The organism is Pseudomonas sp. R3-41, assembly GCF_054161485.1.
In genome coordinates this window covers 2,437,349-2,457,680 of the sequence record NZ_CP096421.1, presented here as the reverse complement: position 1 = coordinate 2,457,680, position 20,332 = coordinate 2,437,349, and the positions used below count along the sequence as shown (strand labels likewise).

The following is a 20,332-nucleotide window of genomic DNA, read 5'->3' as shown; positions in this document are numbered from 1 at the left end:
TAGATGCCGTTGCACTACGAAACAACCGATGACACCGCCCAGGTGCACATCGACGGCGAGCTGACGATCTACACCGCGGCCGAACTGGCCGCGCAATGGTTGCCGCACCTGGGCGCAACACCGCGGATGGCCCTGGATCTGTCGCAGATCACCGAGATGGACGGCGCCGGCCTGCAACTGCTGTTGATGGTACAGCGCGAGGCCTCCAGGGCCGGGACTCAACTGAGCCTGACCGGCCAAAGCAAGGCCGTCACCGAAACACTTGCCCTGTGCAACCTGGTTGCCTAGGGACGTCGGACACGACAAAGGATATGAGCGTGAGCATCAATCTCGATCAGGCACAACAGACCTTCATCGTCGAGGCACGGGAACAGTTGCAAGCGATGGAAGAGTCGCTGCTGCAACTGGAAACCGACCCCGGCGACGATGACGCCATTGGCGCGATCTTCCGGGCGGCCCACACGATCAAGGGCTCGGCCGGGCTGTTCGGCCTGGAACCGATCGTCAGTTTCACCCACATCGTCGAAGACGTGCTCGATCGCCTGCGCAACGGCAGCGTCGAAGTGGACGCCGGCCTGATCGCGGTGCTGCTCAAGTCCAGCGATCACATGCTGGAACTGATCAACGTGGCCGCCAACCAGGGCGGAACGCTGCCGCCGCCGGCCCTGCAACGGGAAGTGGAGCTGTGCCAGATCCTGCAGGAGTACCAGGCGCCCTCGCCCGCCGCGGCCCCGACACCAGCCCCTGAAACCAACCCCAGCGAACCCGGCGAAACGCGTCTCTGGCACATCTCCCTGCGCTTCGGCCAGGACGTGTTCCGCAACGGCATGGACCCGCTGTCGTTCCTGCGCTACCTGCAAACCCTGGGTGAAATCGTCGACATCGCCACCCTGACCGACGCCCTGCCCGCCGCCGAGGCCTGGGACGCCGAGTCCTGCTACCTGGGCTTCGACATCGCGTTTCGCTCGGCCGCGAGTCACAGCGCGATCAACGAAGTGTTCGACTTCGTCCGGGAAGACTGCGAAATCGACATCGTTGCCATCGATGACGCCGCCGCGCCACAGGGAAACACTGGCCTGGTCACGACCTCGCCGGAGCCGCCCGAGGAAAACACCGCGTTGGTCGCCACCGGCGAATTGCTCGGCGACCAGCGTAAGACGCCGCGCATGCCCGCCCAGATCGCCACCGACAAACAACCGGTGACCAGCGACAGCAAGGGCAAGGACGGCACCTACGTGCGGGTCAATGCCGACAAGCTCGACGAGTTGATCAACCTGGTGGGCGAACTGGTCATCGCCAGCGCCGGTGCGAGCCTGCTGGCCCGCACCTGCCACAACGACCCGTTGCAGGAAGCCACCTCGTCCGTCTCCGGGCTGGTGGAAGAAATCCTCGACGGCGCCCTGCGCCTGCGCATGATCCCCATCGGCGAAACCTTCAATCGCTTCCGTCGGGTGGTGCGCGATGTCAGCCAGGAGTTGGGCAAGGACATCGACCTGATCATCAGCGGCGCCGAGACCGAGCTGGACAAGACCGTGGTGGAAAAAATCGGCGACCCACTCATGCACCTGCTGCGCAACGCCATGGACCACGGCATTGAAACCGCCGAGGCCCGCCTGGCCGCCGGCAAACCGGCCAAGGGGCACCTGCACCTCAATGCGTACCACGACTCCGGCAGCATCGTGCTGGAAATCGCCGACGACGGCGCCGGCCTGAACCGCGACCGGATCCTGGAAAAAGCCCAGGAACGTGGCCTGGTGCCCCAGGGTGCCAGCCCCACCGACCAGGAGATCTACAACCTGATTTTCGAACCCGGCTTCTCCACCGCCCAGGCCGTCACCAACCTGTCGGGGCGTGGCGTGGGCATGGACGTGGTCAAGCGCAACATCACCCTGCTGCGCGGCACCGTCGACCTGGACAGCCAGCCCGGCAAAGGCACCGTGGTGCGCATCCGCCTGCCGCTGACCCTGGCGATCATCAATGGTTTTTTGGTGGGCATCGGTCAGTCGACCTATGTCATTCCGCTGGACATGGTCCAGGAATGCATCGAGCTGAGCGAAGACGATGGACTCGCCAGCCGCGAACAAGGCTACCTCGACCTGCGTGGCGAGGTGCTGCCCCTGGTCTACCTGCGCGATCACTTCAACCATGAAGGCCCGCCCGCGCGTCGGCAGAACGTGGTGGTGGTGCGCTATGCCGAACTCAAGGCCGGGCTGGTGGTGGATGACTTGCTGGGTGAATTCCAGACCGTGATCAAGCCCCTGGGCAAACTGTTTGGCGCCCTTCGCGGCATCAGTGGCTCGACCATCCTGGGCAGTGGCGCCGTGGCGTTGATTCTCGACGTACCGGCCCTGCTCACGCAGATCGCCCAGGCCGAAAACCGCTTCAACCCGACTCAATTACAACAAGCCAACGCTCGCTGACGCTTTAGCAATTCCATGGAGAGGTACTTCCCAATGAAATGGTTCTACGACCTTAGAATCGCCACCAAACTGATCACTTCATTTCTTGTGGTGCTGGCGCTGACCGCCGTCATGGGGGTGTTCTCGATCATCCAACTGGGCCAGGTGAACCACACCGCCCTCGACATCCGTGAAAACTGGATGCCGTCCATGCGCGCCGCCTCCGGCATGCGTTTCTACGCGGCGAGCTATCGCCTCAAGGAAAATCGCCACATTGCCGCCGATTCCGAGCAAGAGCGCGTCACCCTCGAGCAAGAAGCCGAGGAAGCCAAGAAGGCCTTCGACACGCGCCTGGACACTTACGAAAAACTGCTCTCCAGCGCTGAAGATCGGCAGGTATTCGACACCACCCGCAACGACTGGGCCGCCTATCTGGCGATCAGCAAAGACCTGCTCGCATTGTCGCGGCAGAACCTGACCGAGCAGGCCAATGCGATGCTCAAGGGCGAGTCAAAGCGTCGGTTCGACCTGGTGACCGGCGACCTGCAAAAACTGGTCGAGCTCAACGCGGCTGGCGCTGATGTCGCCAGTGCACACGGCACCAAGCTGTATGAAAACGCACGCCTGTCGATCATCGCCGTGCTGGTTGCCGCCCTGCTGGTGGGCGTGGGCCTGGCACTGTTCATCTCGCGGATCATTTCTCGGCCGCTGAAACAGGCCGCCGTCGTCGCCGAACAATTGGCCGAAGGCAACCTGAACGCGAAAATCGAAAGCGGCTCCAAGGATGAAACCGGCATGGTGCTCAACGCCATGCAGAACATGGTCGGCAAGCTCTCGCACATCATCGGCGAAGTGCGTAACGCCGCGGACAACCTGGCCAGCGCCTCCGAAGAAGTCAGCGCCACCGCCCAATCGATGAGCCAGGCCACCAGCGAGCAGGCGGCCAGCGTCGAGGAAACCAGTGCCTCCATCGAGCAAATGAGCGCCAGCATCAACCAGAACACCGAGAACGCCAAGGTCACCGACGGCATGGCCAGCAAGGCCGCCAAGGAAGCTACGGACGGCGGCGAATCGGTGCAGCAGACCGTGGTGGCGATGAAGAAAATCGCCCAGCGCATCAGCATCATCGACGACATCGCCTACCAGACCAACCTGTTGGCGCTCAACGCCGCCATCGAAGCTGCCCGTGCCGGCGAACACGGCAAAGGCTTCGCGGTGGTCGCCGCCGAAGTGCGCAAGCTGGCCGAACGCAGCCAGGTGGCCGCCCAGGAAATCGGCGAGCTGTCCTCCAGCAGCGTCGACATGGCGGAAAAGGCCGGGAACCTGCTCAACGAGATGGTCCCCTCCATCAACAAGACTTCGGACCTGGTGCAGGAAATCAGCGCCGCCTCCGAGGAACAGGCCGCCGGCGTGGCGCAGATCAACACCGCCATGACCCAGCTCAACCAGGTGACCCAGCAAAACGCCTCCAGCAGCGAAGAACTGGCCGCCACCGCCGAGGAAATGAGCAGCCAGGCCGAACAACTGCAACAGGCCATGAGTTTCTTCACCTTGGACACGCCGCCCAAGTCTGCCGTGCAAGTTGCCAGGGTCGATAACACCCCAGGTCCGTCCAGCCGCAAACCAGCGCGGGCACCTGCTCCGGTCAAGCCCCCGGTGTATGCCTACAACACGGCCCACGAGCTCAACGAATCGGACTTCACACGGTTCTGATGGCCCGGTTCCACAGGTTTGCTTAAAGGAGAAAAGGCAATGGGCGCCATCGCGACCACACGTCAAACCGCCCTCGCGGTCGAGGAAGAAGCGCAATACCTGACGTTCATGCTGGGCACGGAGATGTTTGCCATCGGCATCCTGTGCATCAAGGAAATCATCGAGTACGGCAACCTCACCGTGGTGCCGATGATGCCGGCCTTCGTGCGCGGGGTGATCAACCTGCGGGGCGCGGTGGTCCCGGTGGTGGATTTGTCGGCCCGTTTCGGTCGGCCGAATTCGGCGATCAGCCGGCGTTCGTGCGTGGTGATCATCGAAGCGTCCAGCGCCGACGGCCTCGCCCAGGACATCGGCTTGCTGGTGGACACGGTGTCGGCGGTGCTGGAAATCCCGGCCTCGCAGATCGAGCCGCCACCGAGCTTCGGTGCGAAGATTCGTGCCGACTTCATCAGTGGCATGGCCAAGGTCGATGGCAAGTTCGTCATCGTGCTGGAGGTGGACCGCGTGCTGTCCATCGACGAAATGTCCCAACTCGCCGAAGCCAGCCCGAACGCGCTGGAAGTGGATGCCCCGTGAACGCCGATACCTGCAAGGAACGCACGCTGAACGCGCAGGCGCTCACCGACCGAGAGTTCGGCCAGTTCCAGTCCTGGCTGTACCAAGCCGCCGGCATCAGCTTGTCCGAGGCCAAGAAAGCCTTGGTGGCCGGGCGTTTGTTCAAGCGCCTCAAGCACTATGGGCTGGACAGCTACGGCGAGTATTTCAAGTTGATCATGAACGGCCAGCGCACCGATGAATTGCAGGTGGCGCTGGACCTGCTGACGACCAACGAGACCTATTTTTTCCGCGAGCCCAAGCATTTCGACTTCCTGCGCCAACACGTACTGCCCCACGCCACGCCCGGCAAGACCTTCCGCCTGTGGAGCGCGGCCAGCTCATCGGGGGAAGAACCCTACAGCCTGGCCATGACCCTCGCCGAAGGGCTCGGCACCACGCCTTGGGAAGTCATCGGTTCGGACATCAGCAGCCAGGTGCTGGCCAAGGCGCGCTCGGGGCATTACCCGATGGAACGCGCCCGTACCCTGCCCCAGCCGTTGCTGGTGAAATACTGCCTCAAGGGCACCGGCAGCCAGCAAGGCACGTTCCTCATCGACCGGGCGTTGCGCAGCCGAGTCGACTTCATCCAGGTCAACCTCAACGACACCTTGCCGGAGCTGGGTGAGTTCGACGTGATCTTCCTGCGCAACGTCATGATCTATTTCGACCAGCCCACCAAAAGCAAAGTGGTTGCCCGCCTGCTCCCCCGGCTCAAGCCCGGCGGCTATTTCATCGTCAGCCACTCGGAAAGCCTCAACGGCGTGTCCGATGCATTGAAACTGGTGGCGCCCTCGATCTACCGCAAACCATGAGCGCCGCCATCAGGGATGTGGCCGAGGTGTACCTGGCGCCCGGGGAATTTCGCTTCGCCACCTGCCCGACCCGCCTGCGCACGATCCTCGGTTCTTGCGTGGCGATCACGCTGTGGCATCCGGAACGCAAAATCGGCGGCATGTGCCATTTCATGCTGCCCAGTCGGGTGCGCTGCTCCACCGCACTGAACGGCCTCTACGCCGACGAAGCCATCGAATTGTTCATCCGCCAGGCCAGGGCCCATCGCACCGACCCCGAGGACTACCAACTCAAGCTGTTCGGCGGCGGCGAGATGTTCCCCGAGCTGCAACGCCACGTGCCCTATGGCGATGTGGCGCGGCTCAACGTCAACGCCGCGCTGGAAATGGCCGCCCTCTATCGCCTCGACCTGATCGCCCAGGACATGGGCAGCACCGGCCACCGCAGCATTATCTTCGACCTGTGCAGTGGCGATGTGTGGGTCAGGCACCAACCCATAAGGACCCGGCACTGACCATGTCAAAAAAGATCAATGTACTGCTGGTGGATGACTCTGCCGTGGTTCGCCAGGTGTTGCTGGCGATCCTCAGCGACACGCCGGACATCCACGTCATGGGCGCGGCGTCCGACCCGATTTTCGCCATGGACAAACTGGCCAAGGAATGGCCCGACGTGATCGTGCTGGACGTGGAAATGCCGCGCATGGACGGCATCACCTTCCTGAAGAAAATCATGAGCGAGCGGCCCACGCCGGTGGTGATCTGCTCGTCCCTGACGCCCCGGGGTGCGGAAACCACCTTGCAAGCGATGGCGGCTGGCGCGGTGGAAATCATCACCAAGCCCACCACCGGGCTGAAGAATTTCCTGTTGGAATCGGCACCGGAACTGGTCTCGGCGATCCGCGCCGCGGCCCAGGTCAACGTGCGCAACCTGGGCAAGCGCCCGGCCCCGGCGGCGTTGACGCCAGCGACCAAACTCACCGCCGACGCCATGCTGCCCGCCGCCAACGGCCACGCCATGGCGCAGACCACCGAACGCATCGTCGCCCTCGGCACGTCCACCGGTGGCACCCAGGCGCTGGAAGCGGTGCTCACCGCCCTGCCGCGCGTGAGCCCGGGCATCGTCATCGTCCAGCACATGCCGGAAAAATTCACCGCTTCGTTCGCGGCCCGGCTCAACAGCCTGTGCCAGATCGAAGTGCGCGAAGCCCGCAACAACGACCGTATCCACCCGGGCCTGGCGCTCATCGCACCGGGCGGCAAACACATGATGGTGACTCGCAGCGGGGCGTTCTATCACGTGCAAGTGGTGGACGGCCCGCTGGTCAACCGCCATCGGCCCTCGGTGGACGTGTTGTTCCGCTCCGTGGCCAAGTTCGCCGGCCGCAACGCCACCGGCATCATCATGACCGGCATGGGCGACGACGGCGCCCGCGGCCTGAAGGAAATGCTCGACGCCGGCGCCAGCACCGTGGCCCAGGACGAAGCCAGCTGCGTGGTCTTCGGCATGCCCAAGGAAGCGATCAAGCTCAATGCCGCGCAACGGGTGATGGGGTTGCAGGAGATTGCGCAGGTGATTTTGCATCGCTAGCAACGGAATGGATCAAGCACGCCCGGCACGCGACGAATGCTGTGTGACCGGGCGCAGTGCCACCGAGTCGGGCAATGACGCGACATGGACCATGCGTGACGGGAAAGCGAACTGCGTGTCGAGTTCTGCAACCGCTTCCATTATCGCCAGGTTGATCCGTTGCTGGACGTCCATGTAGACGTTGTAACTGGCGTCCAGAACGATATACACCGTCTCGAATTCCAGGGCGCTTTCGCCAAAACTTCTGAAATGACACCGGTCGAACCGGGCTTTGTCTTCATTCCTGATGATCGCTTCAACCCGTTGCGTGATCTGCCTGATCTGTTCGGTGGAGCACTCATAAGTCAGGCGAAACTCGAAGACGATCCGACGCTCCTGCAACCGCTTGTAGTTCTGGATGGTGCTGCCGATCATATCGGCGTTGGCCATGACGATTTGCTCGCCCCCCAGGCTTCGTATCCGGGTGGTTTTCAGGCCAACGTGCTCCACCGTACCGGCAAGCGAACCCACCACGATGAAATCGCCGACCTCGAATGGCTTGTCCACGGCGATCGACAGCGAGGCGAACACATCGCCAAGAATATTCTGCACCGCCAGTGCCACGGCGATACCACCGACACCAAGGCTCGCCACGAAAGCCGTGATGTTAACGCCAACGTTCGAGAGCATCGCGAGGAGGATCACCGCCCACAGGAGCACCCTTGCGCCCCAAAGGCTCAGGGTCGCCAAGGCACTTGCCTGGAATGTCCCGTTCGCACCATGGACCGAGAAATAGCGATGCAGCAACAGCGCCAACGCTCGGTTCGTCCATAAGCCGACCTGCAACGCCGCCACCACGAACCAAAGGCTGCTGACACGACTGAGCCAGCGCTCAGGTAAATCAAGGATGCCTATCCCGACCAGAATCGACGCCAATAACAGCAGCGTGTTACTGGTCGCCGACAGCACTTGGCTGGCAATGTAGCTGAGATGACCATTGCCCGCCTTCGCCCTTGCCTGGATTCTCCTGAACACAAACCGGATCGCGGTTTTTACAAGCACGTAGCTGAGCACAGCCGCACAAAATGCAAAGATCCAGCTAGCCAGTGAAATACCTAGAATCATGTACCCCGTGAAAAACGCCTCGAAACCCTCAATCATCGCCCCACCCTTGAAGTCCGGCGGCTACGCATGAGTGATGGAGCCGCGCCAGGTCAAACGCCGCTTGATCCCTTGCGCAAATCAAGTGGCCTGTTGGGGATTAGTCGTTATGGGCACCGCAGTGTTCAATGAAATCGTCACGTCGTCGCCAGGAAAAAGCGCCAACAACTTTGCCTATACCGGCGAAATTGTCGCCAGTACGCCGATCAAAAGCGTCAGTGCCAAAAACCCACCTAGAAAAATCGCCATCTTCGCCATGAGCACTCCTGAATCAAGAAATTGCAGTACACGGGCCGTCCGATAGGCCAACCGCGTGGTTATTCTGGGGTGGGGACTGGGCGCGTTACAGAGGCACCTGAGGCAGGAAAGTACGGATCAGACGCCCCCCAGGCCAGCACAGGGCTCGCTCAATGCAATTAACCTGGGACCGGGCCGCCGCGCACGACCGAAAACTCAAGCAGGTAAATCGCTAACGGTCCTCGATCACGGCTATGATTGCCGCTCGCCCTTCTGACAGGCGATGTCGCAGGCCACCCTCAAGGATCCAGGTATGATTTTTCTGCCGTCACGCACCACCCTCTTCGTCTCCAGCCTCCTGCTCAGCTCCCTGTGCTTTGCCGAAGGCGAGCCAACCGACGGCAGCCTCATCAAGGACTCGACCAAAGCCGCCGTTTCAACGTTCATTACCGCCGGCAAGAACCTGTTGGGCGGCGTCAGTGAAGGCGTGCTCGATGGCCGCGAATCAGCCCAAGGCACCGATGGCGCCGCGATCATTTCCTCCGGCGAGCAAATGAAAGACCGCATCGCCGTTGAAGTGTTGAAGCTCGAACCCAGCGACGAAAACGTCAGCATTACCCTCGGTTTCAAGAACAGCACCGACACCCAACTGCGCGTGGTCAACCTCGGCCAGACCGGCGTGCTGCTGGCGATTGACCAGGCGGGCTACTCCAACCGCCTCACCGGCCTGGACAACCCGGACGAAGTCACCATCCCGCCGAAGACCGCCGTGCGCCAGAAGTTCGTGTTTGAAGGCATGAACGAGGCGGTCAGCACGGTGCGGATGTGGGGGGAGGATTACCCGGTCAAGAAGTAATGCCGCAGCGTGCTGGCAAGCGTGCCTGGTTCTCGCCATGTGCACGCTAACGGCTTGCGAGTACAGCTCAGAGCCAGACGCGCTAAAAACCGCCCTGCTCGACGCGCCACCTGAGCTCGTTTTCAAGGGCCCGCCACCACTGGGGGAACCTACCACACGACCGATGGACGAGGATGGAAAAAGTTGTAGCCATAACACACCCTGTGGCGAGGGAGCTTGCTCCCGCTGGGCTGCGCAGCAGCCCCAAAAAAAGCCGCTACAACATCCCCTTCATTGTCTAAACCCACGACAGCATCAACCGACTTTTGCCCCACTCCCCGGCTCAAGCCTCAACGCCACCACACTCATCAACACAATCACCGCCCCCACAATAACCATCGCTGACGGGCGCTCAGCCAGCACCAAAGAGGCCATCAACATCGCCGTGGGCGGTATCAGGTAAAGCGCCATGGAAGCGCGGCTCACGTTGCTGTGCGCCAACACGTAAGCCCAAGCAAGGTACGCCAACGCACTGGGAAAAATACCGAGAACCAACACCGCCAGATTCACCGAAGCCGAAGCCTGTCGCGCCGCGCTCAACACCCCCGGCGCAAAAATGAACAACAGGATCGTGCCCGACCAAACGGTGTAGCAAACCACGGTCAAACCGTCATAACGATGGGCATGGCGCTTCTGCAAAGCGAAATACAAACTCCAGGACAGCGCCGCCAACAGGATCAATAGCCCATGAGCGTCCATGTCACCCAAGCCACGATCCCCCGCGACCACCACGCCTGCGCCAAGCAAGCCGCACAGCACACACCCCCACTGCCAACCACTGACCCTGTCCTTGAAGACAAAATGCGCCAGCAGCGTGCTGAACAACGGTGTGGACTGGGCCAGCACACTGGCCGCCCCGGCGCTGACGCCCCGCTGACCGTAATTGAGAGCGATGTGGTGCAGGCTGACGGCAAAGAAACCCAACACCGCCAGCAACGGCAAATCCCTGAGACGCGGCGAGGAAATACCCTTCACCATCGCAACGAAGCCCATGAACACTGACGCGATGAGAAACCGCATCAACGCCAATTGACCCGGCTCATAAGCCTGCAAGCCAATGCGGATACCAATCGGCGAATAGGCCCAGCAAACAATCACCAACATCGTTGCCAGAATGACCTTCACACCGGTTTTGCCGGAGGAACCTTCAACCAGCGCAAAACGCGTTTCCATCTAGAGTTCCTGCTCACTGGCCGATTTGCCTCGAAGTATCGAAACCACCCAACCTCAGCACAAGTGACTTAAACTCAGCCCACCATTCACTTTTGGTGAGCTATGGAACTGTCCCAACTGCGCATGCTCAAGACGGTCTGCGACACCGGCAGTATCGCCCGCGCCGCCGAAGTGCTGCACTGCGTGCCGTCCAACATCACCGCACGCCTGAAGGCCCTGGAACGGGAACTCGGCACGCCGCTGTTTTTCCGCGAAGGCCGCGGGCTACGGGTCAGCCCGGCGGGCGAAGTGTTTCTGGAGTACGCGACCAAAATCCTGAGCCTGACGGAAGAAGCCCGCCGCGCAGTCGCTCCCACCCGCGCCCCGAGTGGCCCACTGCGTATCGGCGCAATCGAGTCCAGCGCCACGGGCCGCCTACCCCAGCTGCTCGCCAAATACCACGCGCAGTATCCGCAGGTGTCGTTGGAACTGAGCACGGGCACCTGGGCGCAGCTGCTGGACGATATCCAGCATCACCGGCTCGACGGCGTGATCGTCGCGGTGGACATCGAACGGCCTGGACTCAAGCGAGCCGTGATGTACCGCGAAGACCTGGTGCTCATCGCTTCCGAATCCCATGGCCCGTTGCGCAGCGCCGCCGATCTGCAAGGCAAGGCGATCTTCATGTGGCCCACAGGCTGTCCGTACCGCTTGGCGCTGGAGCAGTGGCTGCTGCGTCATGACCAAGTGCAACCGATCATCAGCATCGCCAGTTATGGCGCCATTGTTGGCTGTGTCAGCGCCGGTGCCGGCGTCTCGCTGGTGCCCCGAGGGATCTATGAGCAATATCGCCAGGGGGCGGGTTGGACAGGGTATGAGTTTCCCGAGCTGACGGGCATCGATAACCTTTTCTACTGGCACGAAAACTCCGGCCGGCATCCTGCCCGGGAGGCGTTTTTGACGATGTTACAAACGGAGTTCGAAGGCTAATTGCAGCACTCTCCCCTGTGGCGAGGGGATTTATCCCCGCTGGACTGCGAAGCAGTCCCAATACCCGATCATCCTGATAAACGAAGATTTCAAATTAACAGGGAGTCAGCTTTGAAATTAGCCCCCCACTTCATCCTCCACGAAACCACCCACTGGATAGTCAACCACCACCTGGCCTCCGCCCTACCCGGCTACCTCATGTTCGGCTCCAAGCACCACGTTAACTCACTGGCCCAATTGCCCGAACCCGCACTCGCAGAGCTGGGCAGCCTGATGGCAAACATCCAGAGCGTTCTTGAAACACAACTGAACCCCAAATGGCTTTACATCAGCCGCTTCGGCCACGATCCCCGCTATCCCATCCACTTCCATTTCATCCCGGTGTACGACTGGGTCGAGGCACTGTTCTGGAAAGATGCGCGGTACAGGTTGCTGGAAACCTTTGGGGTTCAAGAAAACGCCCAGGCATTGACCGATGGTGCGGAGCTGACATTGTTCATCTGGCGTGAGTTTGGTGAGAGCCCTACGCCGCCCGCGATCCAAGGGCCTTCTATTAGCCAGGTGATTGAAAGGTTGCGGGAGGCGTTCGGGGCTTCGCCGATTTCAAGAGAGGCGGACTGAAGGTGTTTTTTTCAGACTGGAAACTTGGGACTGTGTTTGAGAGGGAACTGCTGAAGCCCAGGCAAGCTGACAGCTCGGCCTGTTGATGATTTTGAATAAGTCGATTCGACCTCGTCAGATCCCTCCGGCAAAAAACGATCGCAACTCCTACGAAGCTTTAGGAACCCGTCACCTTCCCCACCCAATCCGACAAAATCTATAGTGATGCCCATCGCTCAATGGCGATCAGGTTTGGCGACCTGAGGATCGAGTGCGAAAGTACTGCGTTTTTTGCGGAGGCTTTGGCACACTTGCACGGCTGCCCGTTACGGCAGTTGTGCGTGGGAGGCCTTCGGGTCTGCCGGTTTTCGATCCCGGTTCGCCAACCTGCGTACAACTGCCACCTAATTGTTTGGCGACGATTGAGTGGTTAAAACCTCATTAGATCGGAGTTTTTAACATGGAAAGATACGTCCCTATCACTGGCATCGACTGTACCCCCGCCTCCCTGCTCATCGACACCCAAGCCCCGCTGGACGTCCTGCATGCAACCGCTGATTACCGCATCCGTGTGGTGACGCAGGTATTGGAGAACATTGCGTTTCGCTCTGAGATCACCAGCGATACGGTGGTGCTTTCGGACTTCGCTCAGCTTTTGGTGATTCCGTTACGCGATGGGTGTGATTTGCTGGAGGTGATTGGTCGGCGGCTTCAGGCGCGGGTCGAGAGCTAATGGCGCGACGGGCGCCTGAGAGCGCCCGTTTTTTTGTGTTTTAGACAGACTAAAAAATGCACCGACTTGGCCACCTGCCTTCGCCAGTAGGTCCTTACGTTGAGAGTGGCCGCTTCCTACTCGCGCTTCAAAACGTTGCAGAATATCAATGTGGCTGACTTCTGGTCGCTTTGACGATAGAGTCAACCCGTAGAACTGAACATCGCAGGAGGTCGTGATGGCCAAAAAACCTAAGATCGCAGCCGCGAAAGCCCATACCGCCGAGCCGGTGAAAAATCTCGCCGCCAAACCAAAGACCGCTTCCAAAGCGAAGGCTCCCCGAGCAAAGGCCGTTGCTTCAAAGCGAATGCACAATTCTCATTCTGACGTGGCGGAACGAATGATGCAGTTAGCTCAATTCCTGTCACAGGATCCTGAAGAAGCCAAGGTGTTCGCTAAAAAGACGGGGGTCTACACTAATTCGGGCGAACTTACGGCTGCGTATCGATAATGTATCAAAACCTCCCGTCATTTGTTTTGGGCTTTCATGGATGTGATCGAGATGTCGGTGAGGCAGTCCTTGCTGGCGAGTCTCTCACACCAAGCACGAACGATTATGACTGGTTAGGGCAAGGGATCTATTTCTGGGAAAACAGTCCAGAGCGCGCCCTGAGTTACGCCGAAAGCATCAGACGCTACAAGAAACGAGGCAAGGGAGCGATCAAGAACCCTTATGTCATTGGTGCAGTGCTTGATCTTGGACTCTGCTTCAACTTGACCGAGGAAGGCGCCTTGTTGGAGCTTCAGGGGGCTTATGCACTATTGGAAGCAACCACAGCCGCCACCGGTAATCCTCTACCAATAAACAGCCCAGGGTTCCACGGCGACTTGGATTTGCTGAAACGTCATTTGGACTGCGCTGTATTTGAGAACATGCATGCAGCCCGTACAAAACTTGACGTCCCTTCCTATGAAACAGTGCGTTCACCATTTAATGAAGGATTAGAACTTTATCCGGGGACAAGCTTTCGGGAAAAAACTCATATACAAATCTGCATACGTGAAATCAGCTGCATCAAAGGTTACTTTCGGCCACTGAACGATGACGGCAGTCTGTTTCAAGTATAAAAAGCCAAAGCAAATAGACCCGTCCCCTTTTCTATGCTGTTGGGGCTGTCATCGGATCGCCGGGTTAGGGCTTTATGAACGGCAGCAAGGCCCCGCCCTATGGCGTTTGGCGACGCTTCCTGGTGCTCACCGGACGTGTCCCGCAAGAGATAGACCGCATGGGTCTCATGGGCAGCGCACAAAGCGCGACTTGACCCGAAAGGATGAACACCATGCAGGAATTCAATATGAGCGGCGCAGAGCTGGAAAAGGTCCACGTCGAAATCGCTAAGTTGATGGCCGAGACGAAGAAGCTCAACGCCGAAGCCGGGAAAATGACTCGCGAAACTTTCTGGTATCCAGTCGCGGTCGCCACCGGTTTGATCGGCACGGTGGCTACTGTCACCACGCTGCTGATCAAGTTCATCTAACCGGACAGGCCCCCGGCTCGGCAAAGACGATGTCCAAATTACGATACCCGAAGTGGTCCCCTACCACCAAAAAGGGACGGATATATTTAAAAGCAATTAAATCCGTCCCCTTTCTCGTTCTGACCTCCAGGAATGATCAATCCTGAGGCACACAACCCGGCTACCAGCACCCTTGGGCTCAAGCCTCCAGCTACGCGCCAAGTCGCGCGCTAGGCCACTTTCTCCAATGCGTATTTCACCTCAAACCCTCTCACCGTCACCGATATGAATACCAAGATCACAACGACCAACTGCAAGATGCGGCTTAAGCGTCAACGCCGGGATTTCATAATCGCCATGATTCTGGCGACGAAATGACAAGGGTTGATCACTAAAAAGCGTATCCAAGCGAGCGGCATAAGCCGTGCAAATGGATTGAAACCGGGCGGCGTCCATCTTGCTGGTCTTATAGATTGGGAAGGCCGGCATGACCGTGAAGCCAGGATAGAAAAGCACCCCATGCTGGATGGGAAATAGCAGGTCATCCAACGCGCCGTTCACCCCTCGGCCACTGTAGTGGGATTCCCAACCACCCATGGTGACCACCAACATGGCGCGCTTGCCTGTCATGCTGCCTTCGCCGTAGCGATCGCCCCAGTGGTTTTCGCTATGTTCGCCGACACCATAGGCAAACCCGTAAGCGTAGACGCGTTCGATCCAGCCCTTGAGAATCGCGGGCATCGAGAACCACCACAGCGGAAATTGGAAGATGACGGCATCGGCCCAGCGCAATTTGGCCTGCTCTGCCTGGATGTCCGCCGGTTGGCTGCCAGCGGCAAATACACGCTGGGATTCAAGCGCCGGGTTGAAAGGCATTTCTGCGTCATAGCCTGGGGCGTCGTCCGGATCGAGGGATGCTTTCCACCCCATGCCGTAGAGATCCGAGACTTGGACCTCGTGGCCTGCTGTTTCCAGGTGAGTGATCGCAAAATCCTTGAGTGCGCCATTGAGCGAACGAGGTTCGGGGTGGGCGTAGATCAGCAGTATGTTCATGAGGGCTCCGCGTTGAGTTTGTCCCTCAGCGTAAGCATGCATCCGCTATGATAGAAATGAATTCCCGAAACACATGGTATTTGCATGCACAATAGCTTGCGCCGTCTGGATCTTAATCTGCTGGTCACATTGGATGCCTTGCTGGCCGAGCAGAATGTGACGCGGGCAGCGCGCTTGCTCAATCTCGCGCAACCGACCGTCAGCCTGCAGCTGGGCAGGCTGAGAGATCTGCTTGATGATCCGCTTTTGCTGCCTGGCCCCCGAGGAATGTCGCCCACCGAGCGAGCTCGCGAGTTGCAGGGGCCCCTGCGTGACGCGTTGGCCGCGCTGGAAAGCGCACTGAGTCCTGTTGCCGCTTTTGAACCCGGACGGTCCCATCAAACGTGGAAGATCGCTGCCAGTGATTATGCGACGACTGCCTTGATCTGGCCGTCGCTCTCGCAGCTCAGGCACCTGGCCCCGTACATGCGGTTGGCGCTTATGAATAAACCGACTGGCGACTATGCCAAGGATCTGGAGAACGGCCTTATCGATCTGGCGCTGCACACCCGCGATGAAGCGCCGCCCAAGTTGCGTCAGCGCTCCTTGATTCACGAACGCTATGTGCTGGCGGCGCGGCGCGGCCATCCCGCTCTGGCAACCAAGCTGTCGCTCAAAGCGTTCTGCGCCCTTGAACATGCCATCATGTCACCTGATGGCGCCGGCTTCGTTGGCAGTACCGATCACGCGCTGGCAGCTGAAGGTCTGGAACGGCGAGTGGTATTGTCCGTGTCCAATTTCAACTCGCTGGTCTCAGCATTGATGCACAGCGATTTGGTTGCGGTGGTGCCGGAAAGCCTGGTGAAACATGAGCCAGCGCTTCACGTCCAGCCACCTCCCCTCGCCATCCCCGGGTTTGAAATGCTGATGTTATGGCCCGAGCGACTGCATCGCGATCCTGCCCACATGTGGCTACGCGAGCTTATTGCTTCGACGTTGGAAACAACAGGCATGCAGAAATGAATGGACCGGACCATGAAACGATGACGACGCCCGTATTGAGCGTCGTCTCATCGCCACCCTGACCGAAGCCTGTGAAACCGCCAAAACTGAAATCCCTGGCTTCGCCTGGCTCACCCACACCGTCGACTATCGCGCCTTTCCCCAAAGCCAAGGGTGCCAGGTTTCAGGGCCGCTTCGCGCCCCAGCGGGAGCAAGCTCCCTCGCCACAAGAGCGGTTCGGTGGCGGGTCAGTTCATCAGGTGCAAGCTATTGCCTTTGTAGCGAGGGAGCTTGCTCCCGTTGGGCTGCGCAGCAGCCCCATGTCGTCAACTCAATTAGCCTGACACACCGCGCGTGATCTGGATTTTCGACAGCCGCGCCAGCCAGGAACACGCCCTCTCAACGGGGGCAGACAAACGCATGCGTGAGCTGACCGCCGTCGCCCTGAACGACGTCGGCGTACACGTCCCCCATATGGCCCGCTGCGTCAGTTTCGACTCCGAAGAAGAATGCCGCCTCCGGCATGGCGGCGACTGGCGCTTGCGCCTGGCCAAGGTACACACGACCAGCGCGCCTGCGAGCCATCTATGACCCACTCTCTCGCGAAACTTTCTGGTATCCAGTCGCGATCGCCACCGACATGATCGGCACGGTGGCCACCGTCACCAAGTAGCTGATCAAGTTCATTTAACCGGACAGGCCCGCAGAAGCGGACCTTCTATCATCGAGTTTCATGAAAATCATAGGGGAGTACAGTCCGCTCCCCTTTTCCAGATTTGCGTTTTACACCCAGAAGTTATCAGCCACTCCGATCAATTGAACGGCCTCCTCCCCCAACGGCTCGGCAAAGACGACATCCAAATTACGATACCCGGAATAATCCCCCACCAAGCTCAACTCGAATCGAGCCCCATCCGCGTCAGCTTCATAGCTCTTCAAATAAGTCAGGTCCTTGGCTTCATTAAAAACCACGTCCAACGTGCCGTCGTAACCATTTCCCAGCCGGGTAAAGCCCAAGGCGGACACATCGATCGTGTCCTCACCCACGGTATAGTCCATCAGGCGATCAGTGTGGTTTTCGGTGGCGGTACGGTAGCTGTCGCTCAGCAAGCCGAAGCGAAACACATCGTTGTTGCCGCCACCCACCAACAGGTCCCGGCCCTCTCCGCCCACCAGGACATCATTCCCTAACGCGCCATACAGGCGATCATCGCCCGCGCGCCCTTCGATGATTTCGCCTCGGGCGTTGCCTTGTAGATGATCGGCCCCTTCGGTGCCCGTCAACCTGGGTTGCTGAAACAGGATGTTGGTTTCATTCAGCGCTTGGCCCAAGTTACCGTCGAAGACCACTTCGAAACGTTCGCCATCCGCATTGACCTCGAAACTTTTCAGGTAGGTCCGCGTCCCGCTTTCATTGACGCGTATTGCCAGCGTTCCGTCATGTCCATCACCCAGCCCGAGGAAGCCCAGGGACGAGAGATCGATCGTGTCGGTGTTGGGGTCGAAGTCGGTGATTCGGTCGCTATGGGCAGCGGTTGCGGTTCGGTAACTGTCGGTGACTGACTCATAACGGAACGTATCGGCCCCGGCGCCGCCCGTCAGCAGGTCACGACCTTGCTGGCCATCGAGCAGATCGTTACCGGCCCCGCCAAAGATTGCATCGTCGAATGAGGCGGTACCTAGCAAGTAGTCGTCATCGCGGCCACCGTCAAGGTGGTGATAACCGTCGTCGGGATTGCCAAAGCTGTGGTCCAGGCTGCCGTCGGGGTTCAACTGAACCAAGGCGGCCAGATAACCGTCCGCCCGCGTGCCCTGGCTTCCACCAATCAATAGCTTGCCGTCGGCCAGCACGATCATGTCGGCTACCGCGAAAGGAGCGCTTTCCGAGCCCCAACGTACCTGACCGCCATCACCGAATTGGGTGTCGAGTGAGCCGTCGGTGTTGAGTCGAATGACGGTCGCTACACCGCCCGAGGCGCCCGCCAGGAGGATTTTGCCGTCATCCTGGATGACGAGGGCGTTTGCGTGAACATCCAGGGCCAGGCTGCCGCCGTTTGCAAAGCTGCTGTCCAGGGTGCCGTCCGGGTTGAGGCGGGTCAGGGTAGTTTGCCCCGTGACCAAGACCTTCCCGTCTGCCTGCAGCGAAACGTCGAGCGTGCGGCTGGGGTGAATGCCGACGGACGCCGGCAGATGCAGGACCCCAGCCTCGCCGAAAGACGAGACCAAGGTCCCCGTCGCGTCGAAGCGGGCGATGTAGAGCTCCCCAGAGGCATACCCAGCGCTTGCGAAAAAGCTGCCGTCGCGTTGCACGGAGAACGACGCTTGCTGGCCCAGATCTTCATTCCAATAGAAAGGCACTGTCGCGGTGCCGCCGTTCCCGAAGCTCGTATCGAGGCTGCCGTCAGCCAAGTTACGACTGATGCCCGACACCCAGGCATCGCCGACTTTCACGTAGCGCGTCACCAGGTAACCGCCTCCCGGCTGCACGGCCGCATTACCGCCGTCCTCGATATCGAGCGCCACCGGGAGGAGGGATTTACCGTCTCCACTGAAGTTGCGGTCCAGGCTGCCGTCGGCATTGAACCGGACCAGGCTACCGGTGAAACCTGAATCCTCTTCGCCGCCGAGCCCCAGGCGACTATAAGCGCCAAGCCAGAGAGTACCGTCCGGATCGACCGCGATACCGCCGATTTTGTCCGAGCCCCATAAAGTTGTGGCGACCATGCCCGTGTTCCGCCCAGCTGAAGCGGCGGGCGAAATGATCTGAGTCATGTCGATGCCTCCGATAGCTATCTGTCGCCAAAGACAATAGACACGGCTCAGTCAGGTTGCCACCTTACAAGACGAAGGGAAGTTCTTGGACGACCTACTACTCTGCTATCGATGTCGTGGCCTCGGCCGACTTTCCGGCAATAGTGCCCAGGTAAAGCGACAAGACGAACCCAGGTGACGTTCCCAGGGCAACGTCGACCGGAGCGCCAGCGTCATCCGGAATCAACTGCCCGCTCGTATCCTGTTCTTCGTTCAGCTCTTGCTCGACCCGCAGGCCATAACGGGTAAATTGGAGAAACCGAGGGTCGGTTATCGCGATGGCCGCCAACGGGTCCCAAAAATACAGATAAGCGCCGATACCGGGGGCTATGGTCGAGCTTTGCAGCACTTGCGTGAGGAATTGAGCAACCGGGTTGCTGATTCTGGAGAGTTGTCGCAGAAAATCCGGCGTAATGAGTATCTGGTTACAAGCGTTCAGTGCAACCAATTGCACTGGAATCCCGCCATTAAAGACATATTGGGTAGCAAGCGGATCCAGGAAGATGTTCCACTCGGCCACTTGATTGGTGTAGTAAGGCGTCTTGCCCAGAGCATCAATAATATTGCCGCCCGCGCCGGGCTGGACGTACTGCGGCAACAAATTGCCTCCCATCATCACGATGCGATCTATTTTGCCGCGCAACAAGTCTTGTAATGCGTGATCGGTTTGAGCCTGCTGAAACAAATGCCCCCAGGTCGTGCCGCCACCGATCATCAATACGGTAAATTTATGATCGGCGTTCTTCAATGTTTCCCTTAGGAAAGCAATCGCGTCTGTTCGCGTGGGGTTCAGGTTTGTCCGTGGAAACGACGCGTCGTAATGTTGATCCGCTGCCTGGCGTGTTTCGAAGGGAAAGGTATTGCTGTACACCATGGGCCGCTGAAAGCCAGCGACAACGGGGATGCGCTCGATCTCCGGGTCATTGAACACGGTGAGAAAGTTGCTGATGTTTTGAACGCCGTGACTCAAGTGAACAGCGCCCACCCCTGTCACGGTGATGCCTTCGACCTTGACGGCAGGATGCTTCAGCAAATACGAGATGGCCATGTAGTCGTCGAAATCGACATCGGTATCGATAAGCAGGTGCGTGAGGGATTGTGCTGACATAGTGCTAGCCTCCTGGCCAATGAAGAATTCACGTCCGATATAGGT

At 59.5% G+C, this 20,332-nt stretch carries 21 protein-coding genes and 1 pseudogene; 17 read left to right on the top strand and 5 right to left on the bottom strand.

Features of this window, described 5'->3' with window-relative positions; all coding sequences use genetic code 11:
- Positions 1-3: 3 nt before the first annotated feature.
- The 7 genes from M1D99_RS11105 to M1D99_RS11075 are packed head-to-tail and all read left to right on the top strand — an operon-like array spanning position 4 to position 7,091.
- Positions 4-288: an STAS domain-containing protein gene (locus tag M1D99_RS11105; RefSeq protein WP_186709274.1), complete on the top strand. Its 285-nt coding sequence runs from the start codon at positions 4-6 to the stop codon at positions 286-288.
- 29 nt (positions 289-317) lie between these two features.
- Positions 318-2,420 carry a chemotaxis protein CheA gene (locus M1D99_RS11100; RefSeq protein WP_458131777.1) on the top strand — a complete coding sequence of 701 codons (2,103 nt, stop codon included), beginning with the start codon at positions 318-320 and terminating at the stop codon, positions 2,418-2,420.
- Between the two features lie 33 nt (positions 2,421-2,453).
- Entirely contained in the window at positions 2,454-4,112 is a 1,659-nt protein-coding gene (locus tag M1D99_RS11095) for a methyl-accepting chemotaxis protein (RefSeq protein ID WP_458131776.1), read from the top strand.
- Between the two features lie 39 nt (positions 4,113-4,151).
- On the top strand, positions 4,152-4,688 hold the full coding sequence (locus M1D99_RS11090; RefSeq protein ID WP_186709271.1) for a chemotaxis protein CheW: 537 nt from the start codon (positions 4,152-4,154) through the stop codon (positions 4,686-4,688).
- Positions 4,685-5,521 carry a CheR family methyltransferase gene (locus M1D99_RS11085; RefSeq protein WP_434575265.1) on the top strand — a complete coding sequence of 279 codons (837 nt, stop codon included), beginning with the start codon at positions 4,685-4,687 and terminating at the stop codon, positions 5,519-5,521. Before M1D99_RS11090 ends, M1D99_RS11085 begins: the two co-directional genes overlap by 4 nt.
- Entirely contained in the window at positions 5,518-6,015 is a 498-nt protein-coding gene (gene cheD / locus M1D99_RS11080; RefSeq protein WP_186709266.1) for a chemoreceptor glutamine deamidase CheD, read from the top strand. Before M1D99_RS11085 ends, cheD begins: the two co-directional genes overlap by 4 nt.
- 2 nt (positions 6,016-6,017) lie before the next feature.
- Positions 6,018-7,091, top strand: coding sequence for a protein-glutamate methylesterase/protein-glutamine glutaminase (locus M1D99_RS11075; RefSeq protein WP_186709264.1), 1,074 nt, complete (start codon positions 6,018-6,020; stop codon positions 7,089-7,091).
- Between the two features lie 12 nt (positions 7,092-7,103).
- Here M1D99_RS11075 and M1D99_RS11070 read toward each other — a convergent pair whose 3' ends face one another.
- Positions 7,104-8,231: a mechanosensitive ion channel family protein gene (locus M1D99_RS11070; RefSeq protein ID WP_458131775.1), complete on the bottom strand. Its 1,128-nt coding sequence runs from the start codon at positions 8,229-8,231 to the stop codon at positions 7,104-7,106.
- A 109-nt stretch (positions 8,232-8,340) separates the two neighbouring features.
- Here M1D99_RS11070 and M1D99_RS11065 point away from each other — a divergent pair, with 109 nt between their 5' ends.
- Positions 8,341-8,535 (top strand): hypothetical protein, encoded by a 195-nt coding sequence (locus tag M1D99_RS11065; RefSeq protein WP_458131774.1) that lies wholly within the window; start codon positions 8,341-8,343, stop codon positions 8,533-8,535.
- Between the two features lie 246 nt (positions 8,536-8,781).
- Positions 8,782-9,324 (top strand): hypothetical protein, encoded by a 543-nt coding sequence (locus M1D99_RS11060; protein ID WP_458131773.1) that lies wholly within the window; start codon positions 8,782-8,784, stop codon positions 9,322-9,324.
- A gap of 294 nt (positions 9,325-9,618) precedes the next feature.
- On the opposite strand, the gene M1D99_RS11055 is transcribed toward M1D99_RS11060, so the two are convergent.
- Positions 9,619-10,536, bottom strand: a complete 918-nt coding sequence (locus tag M1D99_RS11055) for a DMT family transporter (protein ID WP_434575261.1) — start codon at positions 10,534-10,536, stop codon at positions 9,619-9,621.
- A 102-nt stretch (positions 10,537-10,638) separates the two neighbouring features.
- Here M1D99_RS11055 and M1D99_RS11050 point away from each other — a divergent pair, with 102 nt between their 5' ends.
- The 6 genes from M1D99_RS11050 to M1D99_RS11025 all read left to right on the top strand — a co-directional run bounded on the left by M1D99_RS11050 (position 10,639) and on the right by M1D99_RS11025 (position 14,355).
- Positions 10,639-11,505: a LysR family transcriptional regulator gene (locus M1D99_RS11050; protein WP_434575259.1), complete on the top strand. Its 867-nt coding sequence runs from the start codon at positions 10,639-10,641 to the stop codon at positions 11,503-11,505.
- Positions 11,506-11,616: 111 nt separating this feature from the next.
- A complete protein-coding gene (locus M1D99_RS11045) occupies positions 11,617-12,126 on the top strand; it encodes an HIT family protein (protein WP_434575258.1) in 510 nt (169 codons plus the stop codon).
- A 439-nt stretch (positions 12,127-12,565) separates the two neighbouring features.
- Entirely contained in the window at positions 12,566-12,838 is a 273-nt protein-coding gene (locus tag M1D99_RS11040; protein ID WP_434575256.1) for a hypothetical protein, read from the top strand.
- Between the two features lie 217 nt (positions 12,839-13,055).
- Positions 13,056-13,328 (top strand): hypothetical protein, encoded by a 273-nt coding sequence (locus M1D99_RS11035; RefSeq protein ID WP_411387161.1) that lies wholly within the window; start codon positions 13,056-13,058, stop codon positions 13,326-13,328.
- Positions 13,328-13,945: a hypothetical protein gene (locus tag M1D99_RS11030; RefSeq protein WP_434575254.1), complete on the top strand. Its 618-nt coding sequence runs from the start codon at positions 13,328-13,330 to the stop codon at positions 13,943-13,945. Before M1D99_RS11035 ends, M1D99_RS11030 begins: the two co-directional genes overlap by 1 nt.
- Positions 13,946-14,172: 227 nt before the next feature.
- A complete protein-coding gene (locus M1D99_RS11025; RefSeq protein WP_186709347.1) occupies positions 14,173-14,355 on the top strand; it encodes a hypothetical protein in 183 nt (60 codons plus the stop codon).
- 240 nt (positions 14,356-14,595) lie between these two features.
- Here the strand turns inward: M1D99_RS11025 and M1D99_RS11020 are convergent, their stop codons facing one another.
- The gene (locus M1D99_RS11020) at positions 14,596-15,387 is read right to left on the bottom strand and encodes an NAD(P)H-dependent oxidoreductase (protein WP_458131772.1); all 792 of its coding nucleotides are present in this window, start codon (positions 15,385-15,387) and stop codon (positions 14,596-14,598) included.
- Between the two features lie 84 nt (positions 15,388-15,471).
- Between M1D99_RS11020 and M1D99_RS11015 the strand changes: the two genes are divergently transcribed.
- Positions 15,472-16,389: a LysR family transcriptional regulator gene (locus tag M1D99_RS11015; RefSeq protein ID WP_458131771.1), complete on the top strand. Its 918-nt coding sequence runs from the start codon at positions 15,472-15,474 to the stop codon at positions 16,387-16,389.
- Between the two features lie 330 nt (positions 16,390-16,719).
- Positions 16,720-16,959, top strand: a pseudogene (locus tag M1D99_RS11010) (hypothetical protein); the annotation flags it as partial.
- Between the two features lie 192 nt (positions 16,960-17,151).
- Here M1D99_RS11010 and M1D99_RS11005 read toward each other — a convergent pair.
- Together M1D99_RS11005 and M1D99_RS11000 are read right to left on the bottom strand one after the other, a co-directional pair.
- On the bottom strand, positions 17,152-19,140 hold the full coding sequence (locus M1D99_RS11005) for a M10 family metallopeptidase C-terminal domain-containing protein (protein ID WP_458131770.1): 1,989 nt from the start codon (positions 19,138-19,140) through the stop codon (positions 17,152-17,154).
- Positions 19,141-19,237: 97 nt separating this feature from the next.
- Positions 19,238-20,287 carry a nucleoside hydrolase gene (locus M1D99_RS11000; protein WP_458131769.1) on the bottom strand — a complete coding sequence of 350 codons (1,050 nt, stop codon included), beginning with the start codon at positions 20,285-20,287 and terminating at the stop codon, positions 19,238-19,240.
- Positions 20,288-20,332 lie beyond the last annotated feature (45 nt).